This is a genomic window from Amycolatopsis tolypomycina (assembly GCF_900105945.1).
In the GTDB taxonomy this organism is placed as follows: Bacteria; Actinomycetota; Actinomycetes; order Mycobacteriales; family Pseudonocardiaceae; genus Amycolatopsis; species Amycolatopsis tolypomycina.
The window spans coordinates 4,692,913-4,710,214 of record NZ_FNSO01000004.1; the positions used below are offsets into that span (position 1 = coordinate 4,692,913).

General features: G+C 71.4%; 15 protein-coding genes. 6 read left to right on the forward strand and 9 right to left on the reverse strand.

Annotated features, from left to right (window positions below; genetic code table 11):
* Positions 1–77: 77 nt before the first annotated feature.
* Positions 78–2,126 (forward strand): hypothetical protein, encoded by a 2,049-nt coding sequence (locus BLW76_RS31160; protein ID WP_091314107.1) that lies wholly within the window; start codon positions 78–80, stop codon positions 2,124–2,126.
* Positions 2,127–2,242: 116 nt separating this feature from the next.
* Positions 2,243–3,004, forward strand: a complete 762-nt coding sequence (locus BLW76_RS31165; protein ID WP_208613425.1) for a hypothetical protein — start codon at positions 2,243–2,245, stop codon at positions 3,002–3,004.
* Here the strand turns inward: BLW76_RS31165 and BLW76_RS31170 are convergent.
* Together BLW76_RS31170 and BLW76_RS31175 are read right to left on the reverse strand one after the other, a co-directional pair.
* Positions 2,974–4,362 (reverse strand): cellulose binding domain-containing protein, encoded by a 1,389-nt coding sequence (locus BLW76_RS31170; protein ID WP_244170401.1) that lies wholly within the window; start codon positions 4,360–4,362, stop codon positions 2,974–2,976. The two genes, BLW76_RS31165 and BLW76_RS31170, sit on opposite strands and share 31 nt — an antisense overlap.
* A gap of 276 nt (positions 4,363–4,638) precedes the next feature.
* On the reverse strand, positions 4,639–7,302 hold the full coding sequence (locus tag BLW76_RS31175) for an RICIN domain-containing protein (protein ID WP_091314110.1): 2,664 nt from the start codon (positions 7,300–7,302) through the stop codon (positions 4,639–4,641).
* Positions 7,303–7,684: 382 nt separating this feature from the next.
* Between BLW76_RS31175 and BLW76_RS48000 the strand changes: the two genes are divergently transcribed.
* Both BLW76_RS48000 and BLW76_RS31180 read left to right on the forward strand, forming a co-directional pair.
* Complete coding sequence (locus BLW76_RS48000) at positions 7,685–7,939, forward strand: hypothetical protein (protein WP_143060714.1); 255 nt, start codon at positions 7,685–7,687, stop codon at positions 7,937–7,939.
* Positions 7,936–8,622, forward strand: coding sequence for a response regulator transcription factor (locus tag BLW76_RS31180; RefSeq protein ID WP_091314113.1), 687 nt, complete (start codon positions 7,936–7,938; stop codon positions 8,620–8,622). Before BLW76_RS48000 ends, BLW76_RS31180 begins: the two co-directional genes overlap by 4 nt.
* Here the strand turns inward: BLW76_RS31180 and BLW76_RS31185 are convergent.
* Genes BLW76_RS31185 through BLW76_RS31205 form a run of 5 tightly spaced genes read right to left on the reverse strand, consistent with a single transcriptional unit; the run spans position 8,571 to position 13,207 of the window.
* Positions 8,571–9,053, reverse strand: coding sequence for a poly-gamma-glutamate biosynthesis protein PgsC/CapC (locus BLW76_RS31185; protein ID WP_091314115.1), 483 nt, complete (start codon positions 9,051–9,053; stop codon positions 8,571–8,573). The genes BLW76_RS31180 and BLW76_RS31185 overlap by 52 nt on opposite strands.
* Positions 9,047–10,228 carry a poly-gamma-glutamate synthase PgsB gene (gene pgsB / locus BLW76_RS31190; protein WP_091314117.1) on the reverse strand — a complete coding sequence of 394 codons (1,182 nt, stop codon included), beginning with the start codon at positions 10,226–10,228 and terminating at the stop codon, positions 9,047–9,049. The genes BLW76_RS31185 and pgsB overlap by 7 nt, the downstream gene beginning before the upstream one ends.
* The gene (locus BLW76_RS31195) at positions 10,225–11,271 is read right to left on the reverse strand and encodes a cache domain-containing protein (RefSeq protein ID WP_091314120.1); all 1,047 of its coding nucleotides are present in this window, start codon (positions 11,269–11,271) and stop codon (positions 10,225–10,227) included. The genes pgsB and BLW76_RS31195 overlap by 4 nt, the downstream gene beginning before the upstream one ends.
* Positions 11,268–12,287 carry a hypothetical protein gene (locus BLW76_RS31200; protein ID WP_143060715.1) on the reverse strand — a complete coding sequence of 340 codons (1,020 nt, stop codon included), beginning with the start codon at positions 12,285–12,287 and terminating at the stop codon, positions 11,268–11,270. Before BLW76_RS31200 ends, BLW76_RS31195 begins: the two co-directional genes overlap by 4 nt.
* Positions 12,284–13,207 (reverse strand): hypothetical protein, encoded by a 924-nt coding sequence (locus tag BLW76_RS31205; RefSeq protein ID WP_091314125.1) that lies wholly within the window; start codon positions 13,205–13,207, stop codon positions 12,284–12,286. The genes BLW76_RS31200 and BLW76_RS31205 overlap by 4 nt, the downstream gene beginning before the upstream one ends.
* 184 nt (positions 13,208–13,391) lie before the next feature.
* Between BLW76_RS31205 and BLW76_RS31210 the strand changes: the two genes are divergently transcribed.
* Positions 13,392–14,603 carry a DUF418 domain-containing protein gene (locus tag BLW76_RS31210; protein ID WP_208613426.1) on the forward strand — a complete coding sequence of 404 codons (1,212 nt, stop codon included), beginning with the start codon at positions 13,392–13,394 and terminating at the stop codon, positions 14,601–14,603.
* A 167-nt stretch (positions 14,604–14,770) separates the two neighbouring features.
* Here BLW76_RS31210 and BLW76_RS31215 read toward each other — a convergent pair whose 3' ends face one another.
* Positions 14,771–15,862: a sensor histidine kinase gene (locus tag BLW76_RS31215; protein WP_091314129.1), complete on the reverse strand. Its 1,092-nt coding sequence runs from the start codon at positions 15,860–15,862 to the stop codon at positions 14,771–14,773.
* On the reverse strand, positions 15,859–16,512 hold the full coding sequence (locus BLW76_RS31220; RefSeq protein ID WP_091314132.1) for a response regulator: 654 nt from the start codon (positions 16,510–16,512) through the stop codon (positions 15,859–15,861). Before BLW76_RS31220 ends, BLW76_RS31215 begins: the two co-directional genes overlap by 4 nt.
* Positions 16,513–16,682: 170 nt before the next feature.
* Here BLW76_RS31220 and BLW76_RS31225 point away from each other — a divergent pair, with 170 nt between their 5' ends.
* Positions 16,683–17,270 (forward strand): DUF2076 domain-containing protein, encoded by a 588-nt coding sequence (locus BLW76_RS31225; protein WP_091314135.1) that lies wholly within the window; start codon positions 16,683–16,685, stop codon positions 17,268–17,270.
* Positions 17,271–17,302: the final 32 nt, after the last annotated feature.

Below are 17,302 nucleotides of genomic sequence, written 5' to 3' on the forward strand. Positions count from 1 at the left end.
CTGCCCGTTGGGGCATTACCCACCGGAACCGCTCGGCGTACGCTCGGTGGCCGGGTTGCGAGCGGAGGAGGCCACCTTTGCCGGAACACCTGACGGCGGCAGGCAAATCGACCCCGGCGCCGAGCAACGCCCGGCGTGCGGCCCGGCCGGCACCGGGACTGCTCGCCCTGCAACGCGCAGCCGGCAACCGGGCCGTCGCCGGCCTGCTGGCCCCGAAACCGGCGAAACAACCGAAACCACCGGAACCACTGAAACCGCCCCCATCGCCGCCGGCCGTGGTCGTGCAGCGGCGGCCGTGGCTGGAGGACCCGAACGACTACGTCTACCGGGACAAGGTGGTGCCGCAGGATCTCGCGTTCGTCCGGAACGTCGGCGGGGCGAGCAACCTCGGCGTCTTCATGGACCACGGCATGCTGGACGGATTCCAGACATTCTGCGCAGGCAAGACGTTCCGGGCCGAGTGGATGGTCGGCTCCACGCACGCGCTCCACACCGGTTTCCGGGCGGCGGTGGGCACCGTCTGGCAGGAGCGGAACGCGGCCGGCCGGCCGCTCGTCGCGATCGACCCGTGGGGACGCGACGGGATCGGCATCGTCAGCGGGCTCATCGAACTGGGCCAGGCGCAGGGCCCGTGGCTGCGCCGGGAGGGCGGCGGTTCCCGCCTGCCCTACGCGGAAGGCACCCTGTACTTCGACAACACCTACGCGGACAAGAACGACGTCCTGAAGCGCGGCTTCGGCATCGACGACGCCGATCTGGGCGACTACGGCGGCGTCATCGCGGCGCCGACCCAGGACCTGACCAGCCCGAAACTGGATGCGCAGAGCGACGGCGCGCAGTTCGCCCAGGGATCCGGCTACGTCTACGTGTCCACAGTGGTCGCCCGGCCGCGCGGCGGGCGGAAGCCGCGGGTCAACGGCAAGCAGTTCAGCCCGAACTTCCACACGCTGACCGACCCGGCCGAGATCCTGCGGCTGAACAGCTCCTACGAGTCGATCCGCGCCGCGCCGGTGAGCACCGGCTGGGTCGCCGACCTCGCCGGTGGCCGGGACGGCAGCCAGGACAAGGAGATGAAGAACTGGAGCGCGTACGGCGCGGCCGCGTTCCACAACGCCCACCGGGCCGGCCAGGGCGGGCCGGTGGACGTGGACGCCGACAACTGGGAATGGCTGCACATCCGCGGCGCCCAGATCGGCGGCGAGACCAATTCCGCGAACCTGCTGGCGGGCACCTTCTCCGCCAATTCGCAGATGATCCCCTACGAAAGCCAGCTCCAGAAGTGGCACGTGGGCAACCACGGCAGGATCTGGGCCCGGTTCACCGCTGTCGCCCGGGACGTGGTGCTGGCCGAGCGGATCGTGATCGAGGTCCACACCGACCGGCACCGCGAGCTGGGCTCGATCCCGGCGGACGAGCCGCTGCGGGTGGAGTTCAACCCGCTCACCGGCCGGGTCGTGGACAAGCTGCTCGGGCAACACCGGGGCCAGGACTGGCGCCGGGAAGCCGGTCTGCGCGGCCGCCACCCCGGCATGAACCAGCTCATCGCCCTCGGCCCGCCGCCGCTGCTGTCCGGCACCGGGCTGCCGGGCCGGTTGCCGGGCCGGTTGCCGTTGCTGCCCGGTGGCGGGAGGTCGGCGCATCCGGCACTGGCACTGGGCACCGGGCTGCCGGACCGGTTCTCCGTCCGCATGCCGCTGCCCCGGTTCACCACGTTCGTCCCGTTGCGCCACGCGACGCTGGGATCCTTCTTCGACGTCCTGGAGCGGGTGCAGGGCTCGGTGACGCTGCACCGGCGCAACCGCCCGGTGGCCGTGCTGCGCACCCGTCAGGACGCACAGCGGTTCGGTGCGTCGTTGCCGCTCACCCTCACCAGCAAACGCCGGGCGACCGAGGAGCTCGAAGGCGCTTCGGCCCCCAAACGCGCGCACGTCGAAGTGGAGCCGCCGGCGGAATCGGTGTCGCTGGTCGCGATGGACAACGCGGCCATGGAGGAATACGAAGTCGAAGTCACCATCCCGGCCACCGCCCTCGCCGCGGAACCCTCGTTCGGCGCACTGCCCTGGCTCAATTCCTTCGGCGGCCACGGACCACCGCCACCGACCGGTGGCAGCGACATCCTCGGATAGCGCTTTCTCCCGGGCACCGGCGGCCGTTGCGCCACCGGCGGCGGTTCGGCAAGATCGTCGTCGCCCGGAAAGCCCGCCCCGCCACGAGAGGCGTGATCCGCTTGAGAAGATCCGCAGTGACCGCACTCCTCGCCGCCGCCCTGCTGGCCGCCCCCGCCACCGCGTCCGCGCACGAACGTACCCTCTTCCGGGAGAACTTCGACCACCTGCCGCTCGGTCCGGTCACCGCCGGCCCCGGCTGGACCACCGACGCCGACGGCGGCAGCCTGACCGTCGAACCGAGCAGGACCGGGCACGGCCGGGAACTCCACCTCCGCACCACCGGCAACGGCCGCGCCTTCCTCGTGCTCCCCGCGCTGAACCCGCCCGGCAACAGCTTCTGGGTACGCCTGCGCGTCCGTGTGGCGGAATTCCCCACGGCCCCGGACTGGGCGCACTGGACCATCGCGGAAGCCTCCGGGGCCGGCTCCCCGACCCTGGTCCGCCCCCTCGGCGGCCAGTACGTCCCCACCTCCCGCGCGAACTTCTACGGCGTCGGATCCGACCTGGGCCCCACCGGCGACTGGACTGCCTGGCAGACCTCCGCCCCCGCCGTCGCCGCACGCTGGCGCTGCGTGGAGTTCCACCTCGACGCCACCGACAACCGCGTCACGGTCTACCTCGACGGCGTCGAACAGACCGCCCTCACGGTCTCGACCGGGCACCACGGCGGAGCACCCGGCGACTTCGTCTTCCCCGACTTCACCACCCTCAAGCTCGGCTGGCAGCTCTACCAACCCGACCCGGCCCCCGCCGCCTACGACGTCCGGCTCGACGACGTGGCCGTGAGCACCCGTCGCCTCGGCAGCTACCAGGTCAGCGGGAGGCCGGCGACGTAGCGGGCGAGCGAGCCGGAGATGAGGCGGTGGTCGGCGAGGGAGAAGTGCCAGTCGCAGCCGAGGTGGTCCAGGCCGGGGTCGTCGAAGTTCCAGAAGCGGACCCGGCTGTCGCCGCGGGCGTTGCGGTCGGTGACGACCTGCTGCGCCGGCTGGGCGTACAGGTTCGTCGCCCCCACCACGATGATCGCCTCGGCGCCGTACTGGGCACGGAGCTTGCCGAGGAAGCCCTGGTAGGCGCTCTGGTAGGCGGCGACCAGGCTGTCGGGGGTCCACGGTTCGCCGGGGTTGATGGCCGTGCTGAAGTCGTTGGTGCCCAGTGCGACCACGACCAGCTGCGGCCGCCAGGTGGCCGGGTTGTGCCACACGTCGGCCGCGGCGTTCTGCAGGGTGCGGTCGTAGGCGGTGCGGAAGTCGGTTCCCGGGTCGCCGCCGTTGTAGTTGCGGACCATCCCCCGGCCGGACTGGGCGTTGATCTGGTAGTCGGCGTCCAGGCCCCGCGCGGTCAGCGCCCCGTAGCTGAGGTCGGTGTCGGTGTTGCGGTCGATGCCGCCGTTGCCCGAGCAGTCCCGGGTGGTGGAGAGGTTGCCGTAGCCGGCGGTCAGGGAGTCGCCGATGAACTCGATCTGCCGGCTGCGGGCGGCGGGCTTGGCGAGGATCTCGCCGCCGGGTGACGCGACGAAGCCGCCGAACTCCCCCGCGGCCCACGGGCTTTCGGTTCGTTTGACCAGCCGCACGCGGTGTTCGGCATCGGTCAGCCCCCGGACCTGGTAGGTGGTCCGGCCGGGCGTGACGAGGGTGGCGACCGTGGTGCCGTCGACCTGGACGTCGTAGTCGTTGGTGGCGTCGTTGAGCACGACGCCGACACCGGTGCCGCGGAACCGGCCTTCGAAGTAGATGCCCGGCCAGGTGTACTGCGCGACATCCCCGGCGACCTTGACCCGGCCGACGGTGTGCGTCCGGGCGAGCGAGTCCGCCGGCGGCGTGGTGGTGGTCGTTGTCGGTGTCGGTGTCGGTGTCGGGCCGTTGCACCGGGTGCCGTTGAGCGCGAAGTCCGTGGGAACGGGGTTGGCACCGGTCCACGAGCCGAGGAACCCGAGCCCGGCACTCGCGCCGGCGCCGAGGGTGCCGTTCCAGCCGGCGTTGCCGACCGTCACCTGCGCGCCGGACTGGGCGACGGTGCCGTTCCACAGCTGGGTCACCCGCTGGCCCGCGCCGAACGACCAGGTCAGCTGCCAGCCGGTGACCGGATCGCCGAGGTTGGTGACGTCGACGTCCGCGGTGAAGCCACCCTGCCACTGACTCGCGACCTGGTAGGTCACCCGGCAGCCCGCGGCGGCCTGGGCGGGGGCGGTGCCCACGGTGATTCCGGTGGCTACTGCACTGACAAGGGTGACCGCCGCGGCGACGGCCGCCCGCTTTCCATGACGGGTGGGAGACATCCGGGTTCCTCCGAGCATCCGAGAAGGGACGAGCGGTCCGTTTTCCGGGGAACCGGCCGCTCGACTGCACCCTGGGAGCGCTCCCACCTTGATCGTATCAAGCGTGGGCAGGGATCTGTAGCCGCATATCGGCAGTCCGAGCTTCGCACTTTGACTGCCGCAGCCGCAGCAGGTGTGCCTCGGGCCGCCGGGTGCTCACGCCGGAGTCAGCTGCCACTGCTGGTTGGGTCCGTTGTTGGCCGTCCACTGGACGACCTGCGCGCCGTCGGTGGTCGCTTGGCCGTACACGTCGGCCACCAAACCGCTGTCGTGGCTGACGATCGTGTAGTAGCCGTCGCCGGTGGCGCGCAGGTACCACTGCTGGTTCGTGCCGCCGTTGGCCGTCCACTGCTGCAGCTGTAGCCCGGCGGTGGTGGCGGAACCGTTGACGTCGAGGACCTTGCCGCTCGCCGTGTTGCGCAAGGTGTAGGCCCCGCCCGCGATGGTGGCGATCGTCCAGGTCGCGGTTCCGGTCTGCTGAACCGCCTTGGCGCCGTCGGCCGTCGAGTTGCCCGCGATGGCGAGCGGCTTGCCGCTGTTGCGGTTGACGACGCGGTAGGTGCCCGGCGCGGGGCCGGTGTTCGAGCCGCCCAGGGTGAAGTACTCGACCGTGTCGGTGAACGTCGTCGTGCCGGCCTTCGCGGTCGACAGCACGAGGTACACCCGCGAGCCGGCGGCCGGGGCGGTGAACGACACGGGCTGGGTCACCCGTGCGCCCAGCGGGACGGCGAGGGTCGAGCCGCCGGAGACGAGCACCGCGCCGGTCGGGCTGTCGAGCCGGGCGCTCCAGGCGAAGTCCACGGCCGTACCCGTGAGGTCGTCGTTGAAGACGGTGACGGCCCGGGTCACCGTGCTGTTGGCGGCGTAGCCCGGCACCGCCTGCGGCAGCGGGAACGACCCGCCCGCGTCGGAGACACCGGACGCCGACCAGTACGGCAGGTCGATCGCGGCGACCGGGTTGAACGCGGCCTGGACCCGCTGGAACTGCGGGTTGCTCCACGGGTCGGTGAGGTTGTCCGCGCCGTAGACCGGGTGACCGCCCTCTTCGGGCGTGAAGTCCGTGGTCCGCACGCCGGGGATGACACTCGCCCAGGCGGACAGCAGCGTGTACGGACGCAGGTCGTTGGCGCCCTTGCCGCGCTTGGCGGCCGTCGCCGTGGCGAACCATTCGAAGCCCTGCTTGGTGTTGCACTTCGGCCAGATGTACTCGCCTTCGCCGTCGGGACGGCCGGTCACCGACGGCACCCGCTCGCCGTACTGGCCGGTGCCGTCCAGGTAGTGCGCGAAAATCGCGAAGTTGGGGTAGTTCATGTTCGGGTACCGGCCGGGCGAGTCGGCGCCGGGCGCGGCGTCCACGCTGATCGGGCGGGTGCCGTCAGCGCCGTTCATCGCCGCGTACAGGTCCTGCTCGAACTGCTCGGAGTCGTTGGAGAAACTCGGTTCGTTCGCCTGGCTCCAGCGGACGACCGCCGGGTGGTTGCGGTCCCGCAGCGTCAACGCCCGGACGTGGCCGACCATGTTGTCGTGCCCGGCAACGAAGTCCTCCGCACCGCCGCGGACCCCGCTCTCGTCGATGATCATCAGGCCCAGCTCGTCGGCGACGTCGAGCATGTACGGGCTGGCGGGTTCCTGGTGGATCCGGACGACGTTGAAGTTCAGCCGCTGGTAGTTGTCGACCGCCTGCGGCCAGCCGGGATTGCCCGGTGACGGCGGGAGGAAGCCGGGCAGCGTGTCGTAGGCGTCGCCCTTGCCGCCGTGGTCGATCCGGTCGTAGTCGGCGCCCTGGAGGTTGTCGCCGCGGTAGTTGACGCGCACGCCGTTGAGTTCGAAGTACTCGCCGTTCTGCCTGCTTTCGCGGAACCCGAACCGGTACGCGGTGTCGCTGGTGCGCCCTTCGTCGGTGACCGCGTGCACCGAAAGCCGGTGCAGCTGCGCCCGGTACCCCGGCCGGTAGGGCACGTTCGGCCACCAGTACGAAGCCGTGCCGAGGGTCCACGCGACCGGGCCGACGGTCACCGTGGCCGTCGAGCGGGCGGGCACGCTCACCGCGCGGCTCGGCAGGGCCGGGTAGGCGAACGGGCCACCGCCGTCCGAGGCGAGCGCCCCGGTGAGGGTCACCGTCCGGGCGGCGGCGGAGGTGTTCGTCACGGACACGTCGTAGGTGAGGGATTGGTTCGCCACCGACGTGCGGACGAAGGTGTCGCTGACGTACACCGCCGGGTACGTCCGCAGGAACGCCGAGCGGAAGATCCCCTGCGGCACGGCCTCCGACCAGTCGGCGGCCACCGGGACCAGGTACTTGCCCGCGCTGGTGCGCAAGGCCCCGCGGCCCTTCACCGCAACGCTGATCGTGTGCGTGGTGCCGGGGGCGGCGTAGGCGGTGATGTCGAAGTTCGACGGGGTGAAGGCCGTCGTCCGGGTGGCGACCACCCGCCCGTCCACCGACAGCGTCGCCTGGTGGTTGACGGCACCGAACTCGATCCACGCCGACTGCGGCTGCCCGGAGTCCGGCACGGTCACAGTCCGGGAGTACACCGCTTCGTTGACATCGGTGAAACCCTGCTTGTACCAGCCACCACCGGGCACGGTGATCGACGTCGTCGCCCGGCCCGCCGGGGTGAAGCTCCACGTCCCGGCCAGGTCGACGGACCCGATCGCGCCGTTGCCCGCGGCGACGCCGTCGACCTGTCGCGCCGAGGTGGCGGGAACCGCCTCCGCCGTGGCCGGCTCCGTTCCCACGGCGGGGGCGAGCAGCACCGCAACGGCCGCGAGCATCGGCGTGAAGCCTCGACGGCGCGGCCGCCGGAGGTGTCGTCGCATGACACGAGCCCTTTCGCCGGAGTCGGAGTCACCGTCACGGAACCACCCGGTCGTGCGTAACGTCAAGAAAGTGGTTTTGTTTTCACGACCGCACATGTCGCCGAAAATTTCACGGGCCACCGGCGTTGTAAATTACACGGACAGCGGGAAAAGAACTGCCGGGTGGAGCGGTTCCGTCCACCCGGCTGGCCGCGGCAGCCGGGTGGCGGATGGCCGACGGCTTCGAGGCGCGCCAGGCTGGTCCACGGACGAGGCAGCCCCGACGTTCCCGCCTCGTCAGCACCGTGGTGGAGGGCCGCGGAACCACCCCGCCTCTGCGGCCCTCCATCGCGTTCGCGCGAGTTCTCGCACGACGGCCGCGGAAGGAGCGCCCCGCCCCGACATGACCGCTTCCAGTCCTGAGAAAAACGATGCACGATGGCACCACCTGGGCTCGCGAGGACGGGAGCTGCTCCTCGACGCCGCGGCGGCCCTTCCCTCCGTGCTGTGGTGCGCGGCGTACACCGTCGGCGCGCGCCTGAAGTCCATCCCGGAACTCGTCGAATGCTCACGTCTGACAGGGATGCGCATCGAATCCCGGTGCGACGGCGGGTTCGCGGTGCACGCCGTGCTGCTGACGAAGGAGGGAAACGCATGATCTCGGTCCTCGTCGCGGACGACGAACCCCTGGTCAGGTCCGGCATCCGGGGTTTGCTCGAGACCGCGGAGGACATCGAGGTCGTCGCGGAAGCGGGCAGCGGGACCGAGGCGCTGCTGCTGACGCGGCGCCACCGGCCGGACGTTGTACTGCTCGACATCCACATGGCCGGTGGCGACGGGTTGTCGGCCGCGGAGCTGGTGTGCCGGCACGTGCCGTCGACGGCGGTCGCCATGCTGACCACCTTCGGCAATGCCCGGTACGTCCACCGCGCACTGCGGTCGGGCGCCGTCGGCTTCCTGCTCAAGGACATGCCACCGCGAGCCCTGCTCGAAGCCGTGCGGGCGCTGGCCGCCGGTGGCGCGTTCCTGGCGCCCCAGGTGACTCGCTCGCTGCTGAAGACGTTCACCGAGCACGATCCGGAACGCGCCGGGCGGGCCAGGGCCCGGCTGGCCGTCCTGAGCGCCCGGGAGCGCCACGTCCTGACCATGCTGGCGAACGGCCTGTCCAACGCGGAAATCGCCCGCTCTTCCGAGATGAGCGAAGGCTCGGTCAAAGCCCACGTCAGCCGGATGCTCGTCAAGCTCGGCTGCGGCAACCGGGTCCAGCTGGCCATGATCGCGTACGACGCTCACGAGTGCGGCAGCAGGTTGAGCAGCACGCCGGACAGCAGGACGACGTAGGCCAGCAGCGTCACGATGCCGGTCGAGGCCAGGGTCGCCTTGATCGGCTGGCGGACGCACTGGTAGGCGATCAGGCCGGGCACGATGAAGCCGAGTGTGCCGCGGGAGAACAGGAACGGGTGGTCCCGCAGCAGGAAGAGGAAGATGGTGAGCTGCAGGAACACGCCGAGCAGCAGAACCGCGGCGAAGAGCCGCTTTCCGTAGAGGATCACGAACTTCTGCAGCAGCCGGGCGCCGAAGTAGGTGGCGACGGTGACCGCGGCGATGATCCACAGCCGGCGCGGGTCGGTGATGAGGGCGAGGGCGAGCCAGCCCGGCGTGATCATCCCGCCGGGCGACAGGTTGGACAGCAGGTAGCAGCCGAGCGAGAACACCAGGCCGATGGCGATGCCCAGCACGGCCACCTCGGCCGTCACGGTGGCGGTCAGCACGGCACTCCCGCCTTCTTCAAGTGGAGCAACAGTTTTTCTCCTTGGCCGTGGATGTTGCCGATCGCCACGAGCGACGCGTCGTGGTCGATCTGGTCGAGGATGGTGCGCAGGATTTCGTCGACCGGACGATTCGCGCCGCCGAGGTCGAAGACCTCACCGCGCCAGCCGGCCGGGACCTTGGCCAGCGCCGACTTGGTGGGGTGGCCGATCACGAAGAGCTTGTCCGTGTCCAGTTCGGACACGATCTCGCCCATCTGGCCGTTGCGTTCGACGCGGTCGGGCCGGCAGTTGACGAGGGTGAAGACGGGTGCCGGGATCCGCCCCTGCTCGATGAGCTCCCGCACGTTCATCACGGTAGAGCGGGGATCGTTGGCGGCGAACACGTTGGCGAAGCGCAGCGACTTGCCGTCGAAGTCGTAGGACTCCACGGTGAGGACACCGGGATCGGGAGGCGCGTCCCACATGCCTTTCAGCGCCTGTTCCCGGGAAACACCCAGCAGCCGGGCGACTTCGAGGGAAATGGCGACATTCTCCTTGAAGCTGTGGTAGCGGAATCCGGCCATTTCGCTGTCGGTGACGTCGTCGGCGTCGACGGCGACCAGCCGGCAGGACCGCTTGTCCGCTTCCTCCTGGAGAACGGGCAGCAGGTCGCGTTCGGCCGTGACGCACACGCCGCCGACCGGCATCGACCGGGACAGCGAGCGGGCGACGTCCTCGAGGGTGGGCCCCATTTCCTGGAGGTGGTCTTCGCGCACGTTGCTGAGCACGCCGATGGTGGACTGGATGAGCTTGGTCTGGTTGATCTCCTGGAGCGGCGGCATGACGGCCATGCATTCCATGACCAGGACGTCCGGCTGCGCGGCGGCGGCCTGGCGGACGATGCCGATCTGCTCGACGACGTTGGCGATGCCGAACTTGCGGTGCACCGGCTCCTCGGTCGCGTCGGGGTGGATGAACCGGGCCGCGGTGCCGGTGGTCTTGGCGACCACGGTCAGTTCGCCGGCCCGCAACGCTCCCGCGCACAGCCGGGTGACCGAACTCTTGCCGCGGATGCCGTTGACCAGGATCCGGCTGGGGATCGCGTCGAGGTTGCGCTGGTGCCGGCGCTGCTCGACGACCCCCGCGACGAGCAGCACCACGAGGGCGAGGCTGAACACCGTGTACAGAAAGGTCATCGGTTCCTCCCGGCCAGATCGCGCCGGATCCGTTCGAGGTCGCGGGCGACGAGGCCGAGGTGGTCGTAGCGGCGGACGATCACCGGTTCGCCGGTGTCGCCACGCGCAAGGCGTCCCGCCGCCTTCGCCAGCGCGGACAGCGGGCTGACGATCACCACGTAGAGCCAGCCGAAGACGACGACGGTGAGCACGGCGATGACGGCCCCGAGGAGGATCAGTTCGCGTTTCTCACCGGAGTGGGGCAGCGTCAGCGCGGCCTCCGGCCGGTCGGTGACGACCGTGAGGCCGGTCTGCCGGGTCGGCTGGGTGCTGGTGACCGGCGCCCAGCTGAGCGCGTGCCGCTCGCCGTCCACCTCGCGCAGGGCGTGGCCCGGCCCGCCCGCGGCATCCTTGGCGGCCTGCTCCAGGTCCGGCCGGGTCAGCGGTTCGAACGCAGTGAAGCCGGTGGTCGCGCCGATGACCTTGCGGTCGGCGTTCAGCAGCCGGGTGTTGCCCGGCCCCGCCAGTGACAGCGGCCTGATCAGCGCGTTCGGCTTGAACTCGGCGATCAGCCTGCCTGCCCGCTCGCCGGTGACGGGTGCGGAGACGAACACCCGCGGGGAGACGCCCTGCGGCGGGCCGACCGCGAGCGCCGGCTTGTCGGCGGTCTTGATCGCCGCGACATCGACGTCCTCCCCGGCCTTGGCGCGGACCTCGCCGGTGGGCGCGAGGTAGGCGACCCCGCGGTACCGATCGCGCGTGGCCATCAGCTGGGTCAGCAGCTTCGACGGTGTTTCGGCGTCCTTGAGGACCCGGATCCCCGCGGCGACGGCGTTCAGGTCGGACACGCCGCTGTCCAGCGAGCGTTGCAGCTGGCGCGCGGCCAGTGCGGTGCGCGTCTGCTGTTCGGCCGCGACGCTCTCGGGGATCGGGTCGACCAGCCAGGAGGACGGTGCGGTCGCGACGGTGACCGCGGCGCCGAGGAAGCCCGCGGCGCCGAGCGACCAGGTCAGCAGGGCCAGCGGAAACACCCGCGTGCGCAGGTGGCCAATGCGTGTGGTCATCGTTCCTCAGTCGGTTCTTGCGGGAGCCGGGTGGACCGGACGCGGGTGAACGCCGTCGCGACCTGTCCGGCTTCCCCGTGCTTCGGCGTCTTGGGCGTGTCCGGTCCGGCCGCCTCGGCGACCCGCCGGAGCAGCCGGATCGGGCGCACCAGTACGAAGTAGAGGGCCGCGAAGACGAGTGCGGTGAGCGCGGCGAGCACGGCGGCGACCGTGACACCACGCCGGCGGGAAGCGTCGCCGGGCGCGGCGGTGTCGGTGGTCGGCTGGTTCGACACGACGGTCCAGCCGAGTGCGTTCGAAGGCCGCTTGCCGCCCAGTGAGGCCCAGGCGGTCACCTCGGTCCGCTCGGCGACATGCTGGACCCGGCTGCCGGAGGCACCTTCGCCGGGCTCCATACCCTGGTCGACGACTCCGTCCGGGGGCGTGCGGTTGCCGGTGCCGGCGATCACCGCGCCGGACTTGTCCAGCAGCCAGGCGCCGTCCGCGCCGGCCACCGTGAGCAGCTCGCCGAACCGGTTCGGATCGAGGTGCCCGACCAGCAGGTACTTCGCGTCGGCCGCCTTGCCGACCGGGGTGTACTGCACGATCTGCTGGGCGGTGCCGACCTGGGCCAGCCGCGAGCCGGCCTCGCTCGGCATCGGCTCGCCGAGGACCGCGGGCTGTGCGGGTTCCCCGACTTGGGCCACCACCACGCGACTGGCCCGGTCGATGACGTAGAGGGACTTCCAGATCCGGCTCTTGAACGGGATCAGCAGGGCCCGGTTCCGCTGCCTCATCGATTCGTCGACGACGGTCGCGATCTCGGCCAGGCTGCTCAGGCCGCCGTTGAGCGACCGGGCGATGGCCTGCCCGGCCGCCACCGTGGTTTCCCGCCTGCTGTCGAGGACGGACTGGGGAACCGGGGAGACATCGCGCGGCCGGGACATGAAGATCCCGGCGCTGGTCGCCAGTACCAGGAACAACACCAGCCCGGTGGCCCAAGGCGCCCGTACGCCGGGTATCCGCCGCTCGCTCATCGGCCGGCCGCCTGCCGCGCGAGTGCGGACACGACACGTTCGCTGGCTTCGGCCGTGAACCTGGTGTCCTGGGACACTTCGACGTGCACGAAGTCGCCGCCGTGTTCGGCGACCCACTTCGCCTGGACGTTGGTGGTGGCTTCCAGGCCTTCGCAGCCGGTGACCCAGGACAGGCACACCGAGAGCCCGGCGTCCTTGAGCCGCTGTGCCGCCTTTTCCGCGTACGGGCTGTGGAGGTGGGGGCCCGCGGAAACCACCACGTCGCTGTCCGGCGCCGTTTCGTTCCGGAAGCCGTGCAGCTGCATCACCGGAACCTTGCGCTGTACCAGGAGTTCGTGCACCGTCTCGAATACGCTTTCGTTCGTGTGGGCCATGTCGGCCTGCTTGTCCGGCGCCGCCCGGCGGTGCGCGCCGGCGATCACGAGCACCGAGCCGGGGACCTGACGGAACAGGCCGGCGCCGAGCTGCTCGCTGCCCAGATCCGCCTTCGGGTGAGGGACTTCGATGGCCAGCCGAGCAGCGTCGGCCGTGTCGATCAGGATCCGGCCCCAGCCGCGGGCGGAGTCCGTGCTTTCGGACACCTCGGAGAAGGTCCGCTTGGTGGCGGTGTCGACTCGGTTGTGGAGCGTGTAGCCGACGGCGGCCAGCGTCTCCTTCGCGTCGAGCGGTTTTCCGTCCAGCACGAGCCGGACGCCGTCGCCGATCGCCCGTCGCTCGGCGGGGGACGGCGGCGTGTAGCCGGACTCGGCCGACATCCGCTGCGCGAACTGCCCGAGGTCGGCCGACAGGTCGAGCTCGGTGCTGTCCGGCTGTTCGGGTTTGCCGGCGGCGCCCGGGAGCAGGAGCAGGACGAGCGCCACGACCCCGGTCGCCGCCACGGCCCCGGCCGAGACCCAGATGGCCGTGCGGGAGTGCTTCATGAATTCGACGTTCCATGATCACGCGGCCCGGCGCCGCCGGATGTAACTATCGGCCCGCCCGAACCCGGCGACCGACCGGCCGGCCGGGGCCACCCGGTGAGCGGCCGGTTCCCGCCGGTCGGCGGGGTGGTTCCGGAAACCTGCCGGATGGCGGGCGCCCCCGCCGGACGGCGACCCTTCCGGTATGACGCAGATGCAGCCACCACCGGACACCGCTCCCCCGCCCGACGCTGCCGAGCCCCGCCACTCGGTGGCCCGGCTGGTCGGCGTCGACCTGGCCCGCGCGCTCGCCGTGTTCGGCATGTTCGTCGTCCACATCGGACCGTCGGCGTCCGCTGTGGACGGCGTCGGCGCCTGGGTGCGCGGGCTGGCGGAAGGCCGTTCGTCGGCCCTTTTCGCCACCCTCGCCGGCTTCTCGCTGATGCTGATCGCCGGCCGCCTGGAGCCGAAGACCGGCCTGGCCGGCCGACAGGCGAAGGCCCGGATCGCGATCCGGGCCGGGATCCTGCTCGCGCTGGGCACGGTCATGGCGATGGCCTACGGCGGCGTGGTGATCCTCGCCTTCTACGGCCTGTACTTCCTGCTGGCCCTGCCCCTGGTACGGCTGCCGGCCAGGACGCTGGCGATCATCGCGGCCGCGCTCGCGGTCGCCATGCCGCCACTGGCGTTCGGCGTGCGGACGCTGCTGACCGAGCCGGTGACGGCCGCCCTCAAGGCGTACGACCCGCTCGACCGGATCGGCGGCGTGGGGGTGCTGGACCTCCTGCTCACCGGCTTCTACCCGGCGATGACGTGGATGGCGTTCGTGATCGCCGGCATGGCACTGGGCCGCCTCGACCTGACCGACGGCCGTGTCCGGCGGCGGCTGGCCGCGCTGGGGCCCGCCCTCATCGTGTTCGCCTACGGAACGTCCTGGCTGCTGGGCCGGCTGTTCGACGGCGTCCGGGAGGCCGCGGAGATGCAGGGAGGCCCGGCGTCGGGACCGAAGTCGTTCGGTTCCGGTTCCGGCGCCGACGCCACCGGATCGGCGTGGTCACTGCTGACGGCCGGGCCGCACAGCGGAATGACGTTCGACATCATCGGCTGCGTGGGCGTCGCGATCACGGTGATCGTGGCCGCAACGGTGGCGGTCGACCGCCTGCCGCGGCTGCGCCGCCTGGCCACCCCGGTCATCGCGGTGGGCACCATGTCCCTGACGGCCTACGTCGGCCACTTCGTGGTGTCGTCACTGGTGTCGGTGCCCACCGGGCCCGAGTCCCAGGATTCCTGGGTGCCGCTGCTTTGGTTCATCCTCGGCACGATCGTGTTCGCCGGGGTCTGGTCGCGGTTCTTCCGTCGTGGACCGCTGGAGTACCTGCTCAACGCCGCCACCAAGCCGGTGAAGCACCTTCGATGAGGTTGGTGCTCCGCGGTGGGTTCCGGCCCGCCGCGGAGCATCGAGGGCCGAGCGCCCCAATGTGGCATTGGGTGCGTCCAACGCACCCAATGTGGCGTTCGGTGCGTCCAACGCAACCAACGCCACATTGGGGCGCATCCCGGCCCGCCGTCGACGACAGCCGAGCGCTAACGGCGGCTGCTCGTCCGAGGCAGGCGCAGCTCGAGCCGGAATCCGCCGTCGGTTGTCGGGGTGGCTTTGACCGTTCCGCCGAGGAGGGCGGCGCGTTCGCGGATTCCGACCAGTCCGTGGTGGGCGCTGGGCAGCGCCAGCGTCGGGCGGGTCGGCGGGGTGTTGGTGACCGTCACCGTGAGGTCGGTGTCGTCGTGGGAGATGTCGACCGTGGCGGTGCTGCCCGGGGCGTGCTTGCGGACGTTGGTCAGCGCTTCCTGGATCGTCCGGTAGATCGTGCGCTGGACGGCGGTGTCGATGCCCTCGGGCGCGGCACCCGTCATGGTGGTCTCGATGCCGCTGCCGGCGACCAGCCGGTCCAAATCGGACAGTGTCGGCTGCGGGGTGAGCCCGGTGGTGTGGCTGCCGGACGCGCGGAGCAGGTTGACCATGTGGCGGAGCTCGTCGAGGGTGTCCACGGACAGCTTGCGGACGTTGTCGGCCGCCGCCTTCATGTCCGGGTCGCGGGTGGAGACGCCCATCGCGCCCGCCTGGACCGCGATCAGGCTGACCTGGTGCGAGACGACGTCGTGCATCTCACGCGCGAGCTGGTTGCGCTCGGCGGCCAGGATCGCCTGCGCGTCCAGCACGCGTTCGTGCTCGCGCGCGGCGCGGATGTCCGCCAGCCGCAGCGCCAGTTCCCGCTGGGCGTGGACGAGCCTGCCGAAGAAGATCGGGGCCGCCGCCGTCATGGTCGCGTAGATGACCGTGAGCACCATGTCGGTGCGCGAGTAGGCGAACTCCAGCCCCGGGAAGAAGTACCCCACCGCGGCGACGAGCCCGCAGGCGGTGAGCAGCACCCGGTGCGAATACCGCACCGAGACCGCGAAGAGCGCGAAGAGCGTCGCGAGCACGGAACCGACGAGGACGAGCGCGGGCAGGGTGAGCACGAACACGAGAACGGGCCACCGCCGGTGGAACAGCAGCGCGCCGACCGCCAGGACGACGACGCCGATGTCCCAGTACTCGGTGGGCCGGTTGAACACCGCGTCCAGCGCGGCGAGGACGATCAGGCCCGCTTCGGCGAGCAGCGCCTTCGTCCGGTTCACGGCCCGGTGCCCTCGAGCAGGCCCGCGCGCTGCGCCACCAGCGCCGCCTGCACCCGGCTGCCCACCTCCAGTTTGGTCAGGATCGCGGACACGTGGTCCTTCACGGTGCCGACGCTGACGTGGATCCGGCCCGCGATGTCCGTGTTGGACAGTCCGTCCGCGATGAGGACGAGCACCGCCCGCTCGCGCTCGGAGAGCCGGCCGACCTGGGTGGCCGCGGCCGACCCCGCACCGGAGTCGAGGTAGCCGTCGACGACCGTGCGGGTGACCTTCGGCGAGAGCACCACTCCCCCGGCCGCCAGGGTGCGGACCAGCTGGGCGAGCTGCTCGGGCGCGGTGTCCTTGAGGATGAACCCGGCCGCGCCCGAACGCAGCGCGGTCGCGATGTACTCGTCGGAGTCGAACGTGGTGAGCATCGCCACGACCGGCGGAGTCCGCAGGCCGCGCAGCTGCCGCAGGACGGTCAGGCCGTCGACGTCGGGCATCCGGATGTCCAGCAGCACGACGTCGGGCGCGTGCAGGCTGACCTCCTTCACCGCCTCCGCGCCGGTGACGGTCGCCACCACCTCGATGTCACCCGCCGCCTGCAGGATGAGGCGGAAGCCCGAGCGCACCAGCTCCTCGTCGTCGACCACGATCACGCGAACCATGGGCACCAGTCTCGCCGCGCCCGGCGCCGGTGCGCCATCCGGGGCCCGGCGACCCGTACCCCGCCGGTCGGCTGGACGTCGGCAGCCGGTCGGTGGGGAGTTCGGGCCGGGTCGCCGGTGTCCGCGCGCGGCGGCCGCGCCGAGCATGGACACCGACGAAGGGAGCTCCCATGGAAAACCAAGACCGCGAGCTGATCCTCGGCCTGGCCGACCGGCTGCGCCAGGCCCAGCCGGTGCAGAAGGACCCCGAGGCCGCGCAGCTGATCGCGCAGTACGTCCAGGCCCAGCCGGACGCGCTCTACCTGCTGGTCCAGGCCGTCCTCGTCCAGGAGGACGCCCTGCGCACGGCCCAGGCGCGGATCGCCGAACTGCAGACGGCCCCGGCCGCCGCGCCGGCTTTCGGGGCACCACCGTCCGCCTACGGGACCGCGGCTCCGGCCTTCGGGGCCCCGCCGGCACCCGGCTACGCGCCCGCTTATGCGCCGCCGCCCGCGCAGGCCGGGAGCGGCGGGTTCATGTCCCGCATGTTCGGCCAGAACCGGGACCAAGCCGCACCGGCGGGCGCTCCGCAGGGCCGGTCCGGCGGCGGCTTCCTGAAGACCGCCGCAGCCGCGGCAGCCGGCGTCGCCGGCGGCGCCCTGCTGGTCCAGGGCATCAACGGAGCATTCGGCGGCCACGAAGCCACCGCCGGCGAGCACCACGGCACCCCGGCAGGCGCCGACGAGCCGGGCGGCTGGGACGACGGCGAACAGTGGTGAACCGGCGCCGGGGACGACGTTCCCCGGCGCCG

Bases quoted from the DNA above. Each gene is read 5' to 3' on its own strand.
- BLW76_RS31200 (WP_143060715.1), bottom strand. From the start codon at position 12,287: ATGAGCGAGCGGCGGATACCCGGCGTACGGGCGCCTTGGGCCACCGGG.
- BLW76_RS48000 (WP_143060714.1), top strand. From the start codon at position 7,685: ATGACCGCTTCCAGTCCTGAGAAAAACGATGCACGATGGCACCACCTG.
- BLW76_RS31205 (WP_091314125.1), bottom strand. From the start codon at position 13,207: ATGAAGCACTCCCGCACGGCCATCTGGGTCTCGGCCGGGGCCGTGGCG.
- BLW76_RS31220 (WP_091314132.1), bottom strand. From the start codon at position 16,512: ATGGTTCGCGTGATCGTGGTCGACGACGAGGAGCTGGTGCGCTCGGGC.
- BLW76_RS31175 (WP_091314110.1), bottom strand. From the start codon at position 7,302: ATGCGACGACACCTCCGGCGGCCGCGCCGTCGAGGCTTCACGCCGATG.
- BLW76_RS31180 (WP_091314113.1), top strand. From the start codon at position 7,936: ATGATCTCGGTCCTCGTCGCGGACGACGAACCCCTGGTCAGGTCCGGC.
- BLW76_RS31210 (WP_208613426.1), top strand. From the start codon at position 13,392: ATGACGCAGATGCAGCCACCACCGGACACCGCTCCCCCGCCCGACGCT.
- pgsB (WP_091314117.1), bottom strand. From the start codon at position 10,228: ATGACCTTTCTGTACACGGTGTTCAGCCTCGCCCTCGTGGTGCTGCTC.
- BLW76_RS31225 (WP_091314135.1), top strand. From the start codon at position 16,683: ATGGAAAACCAAGACCGCGAGCTGATCCTCGGCCTGGCCGACCGGCTG.
- BLW76_RS31195 (WP_091314120.1), bottom strand. From the start codon at position 11,271: ATGACCACACGCATTGGCCACCTGCGCACGCGGGTGTTTCCGCTGGCC.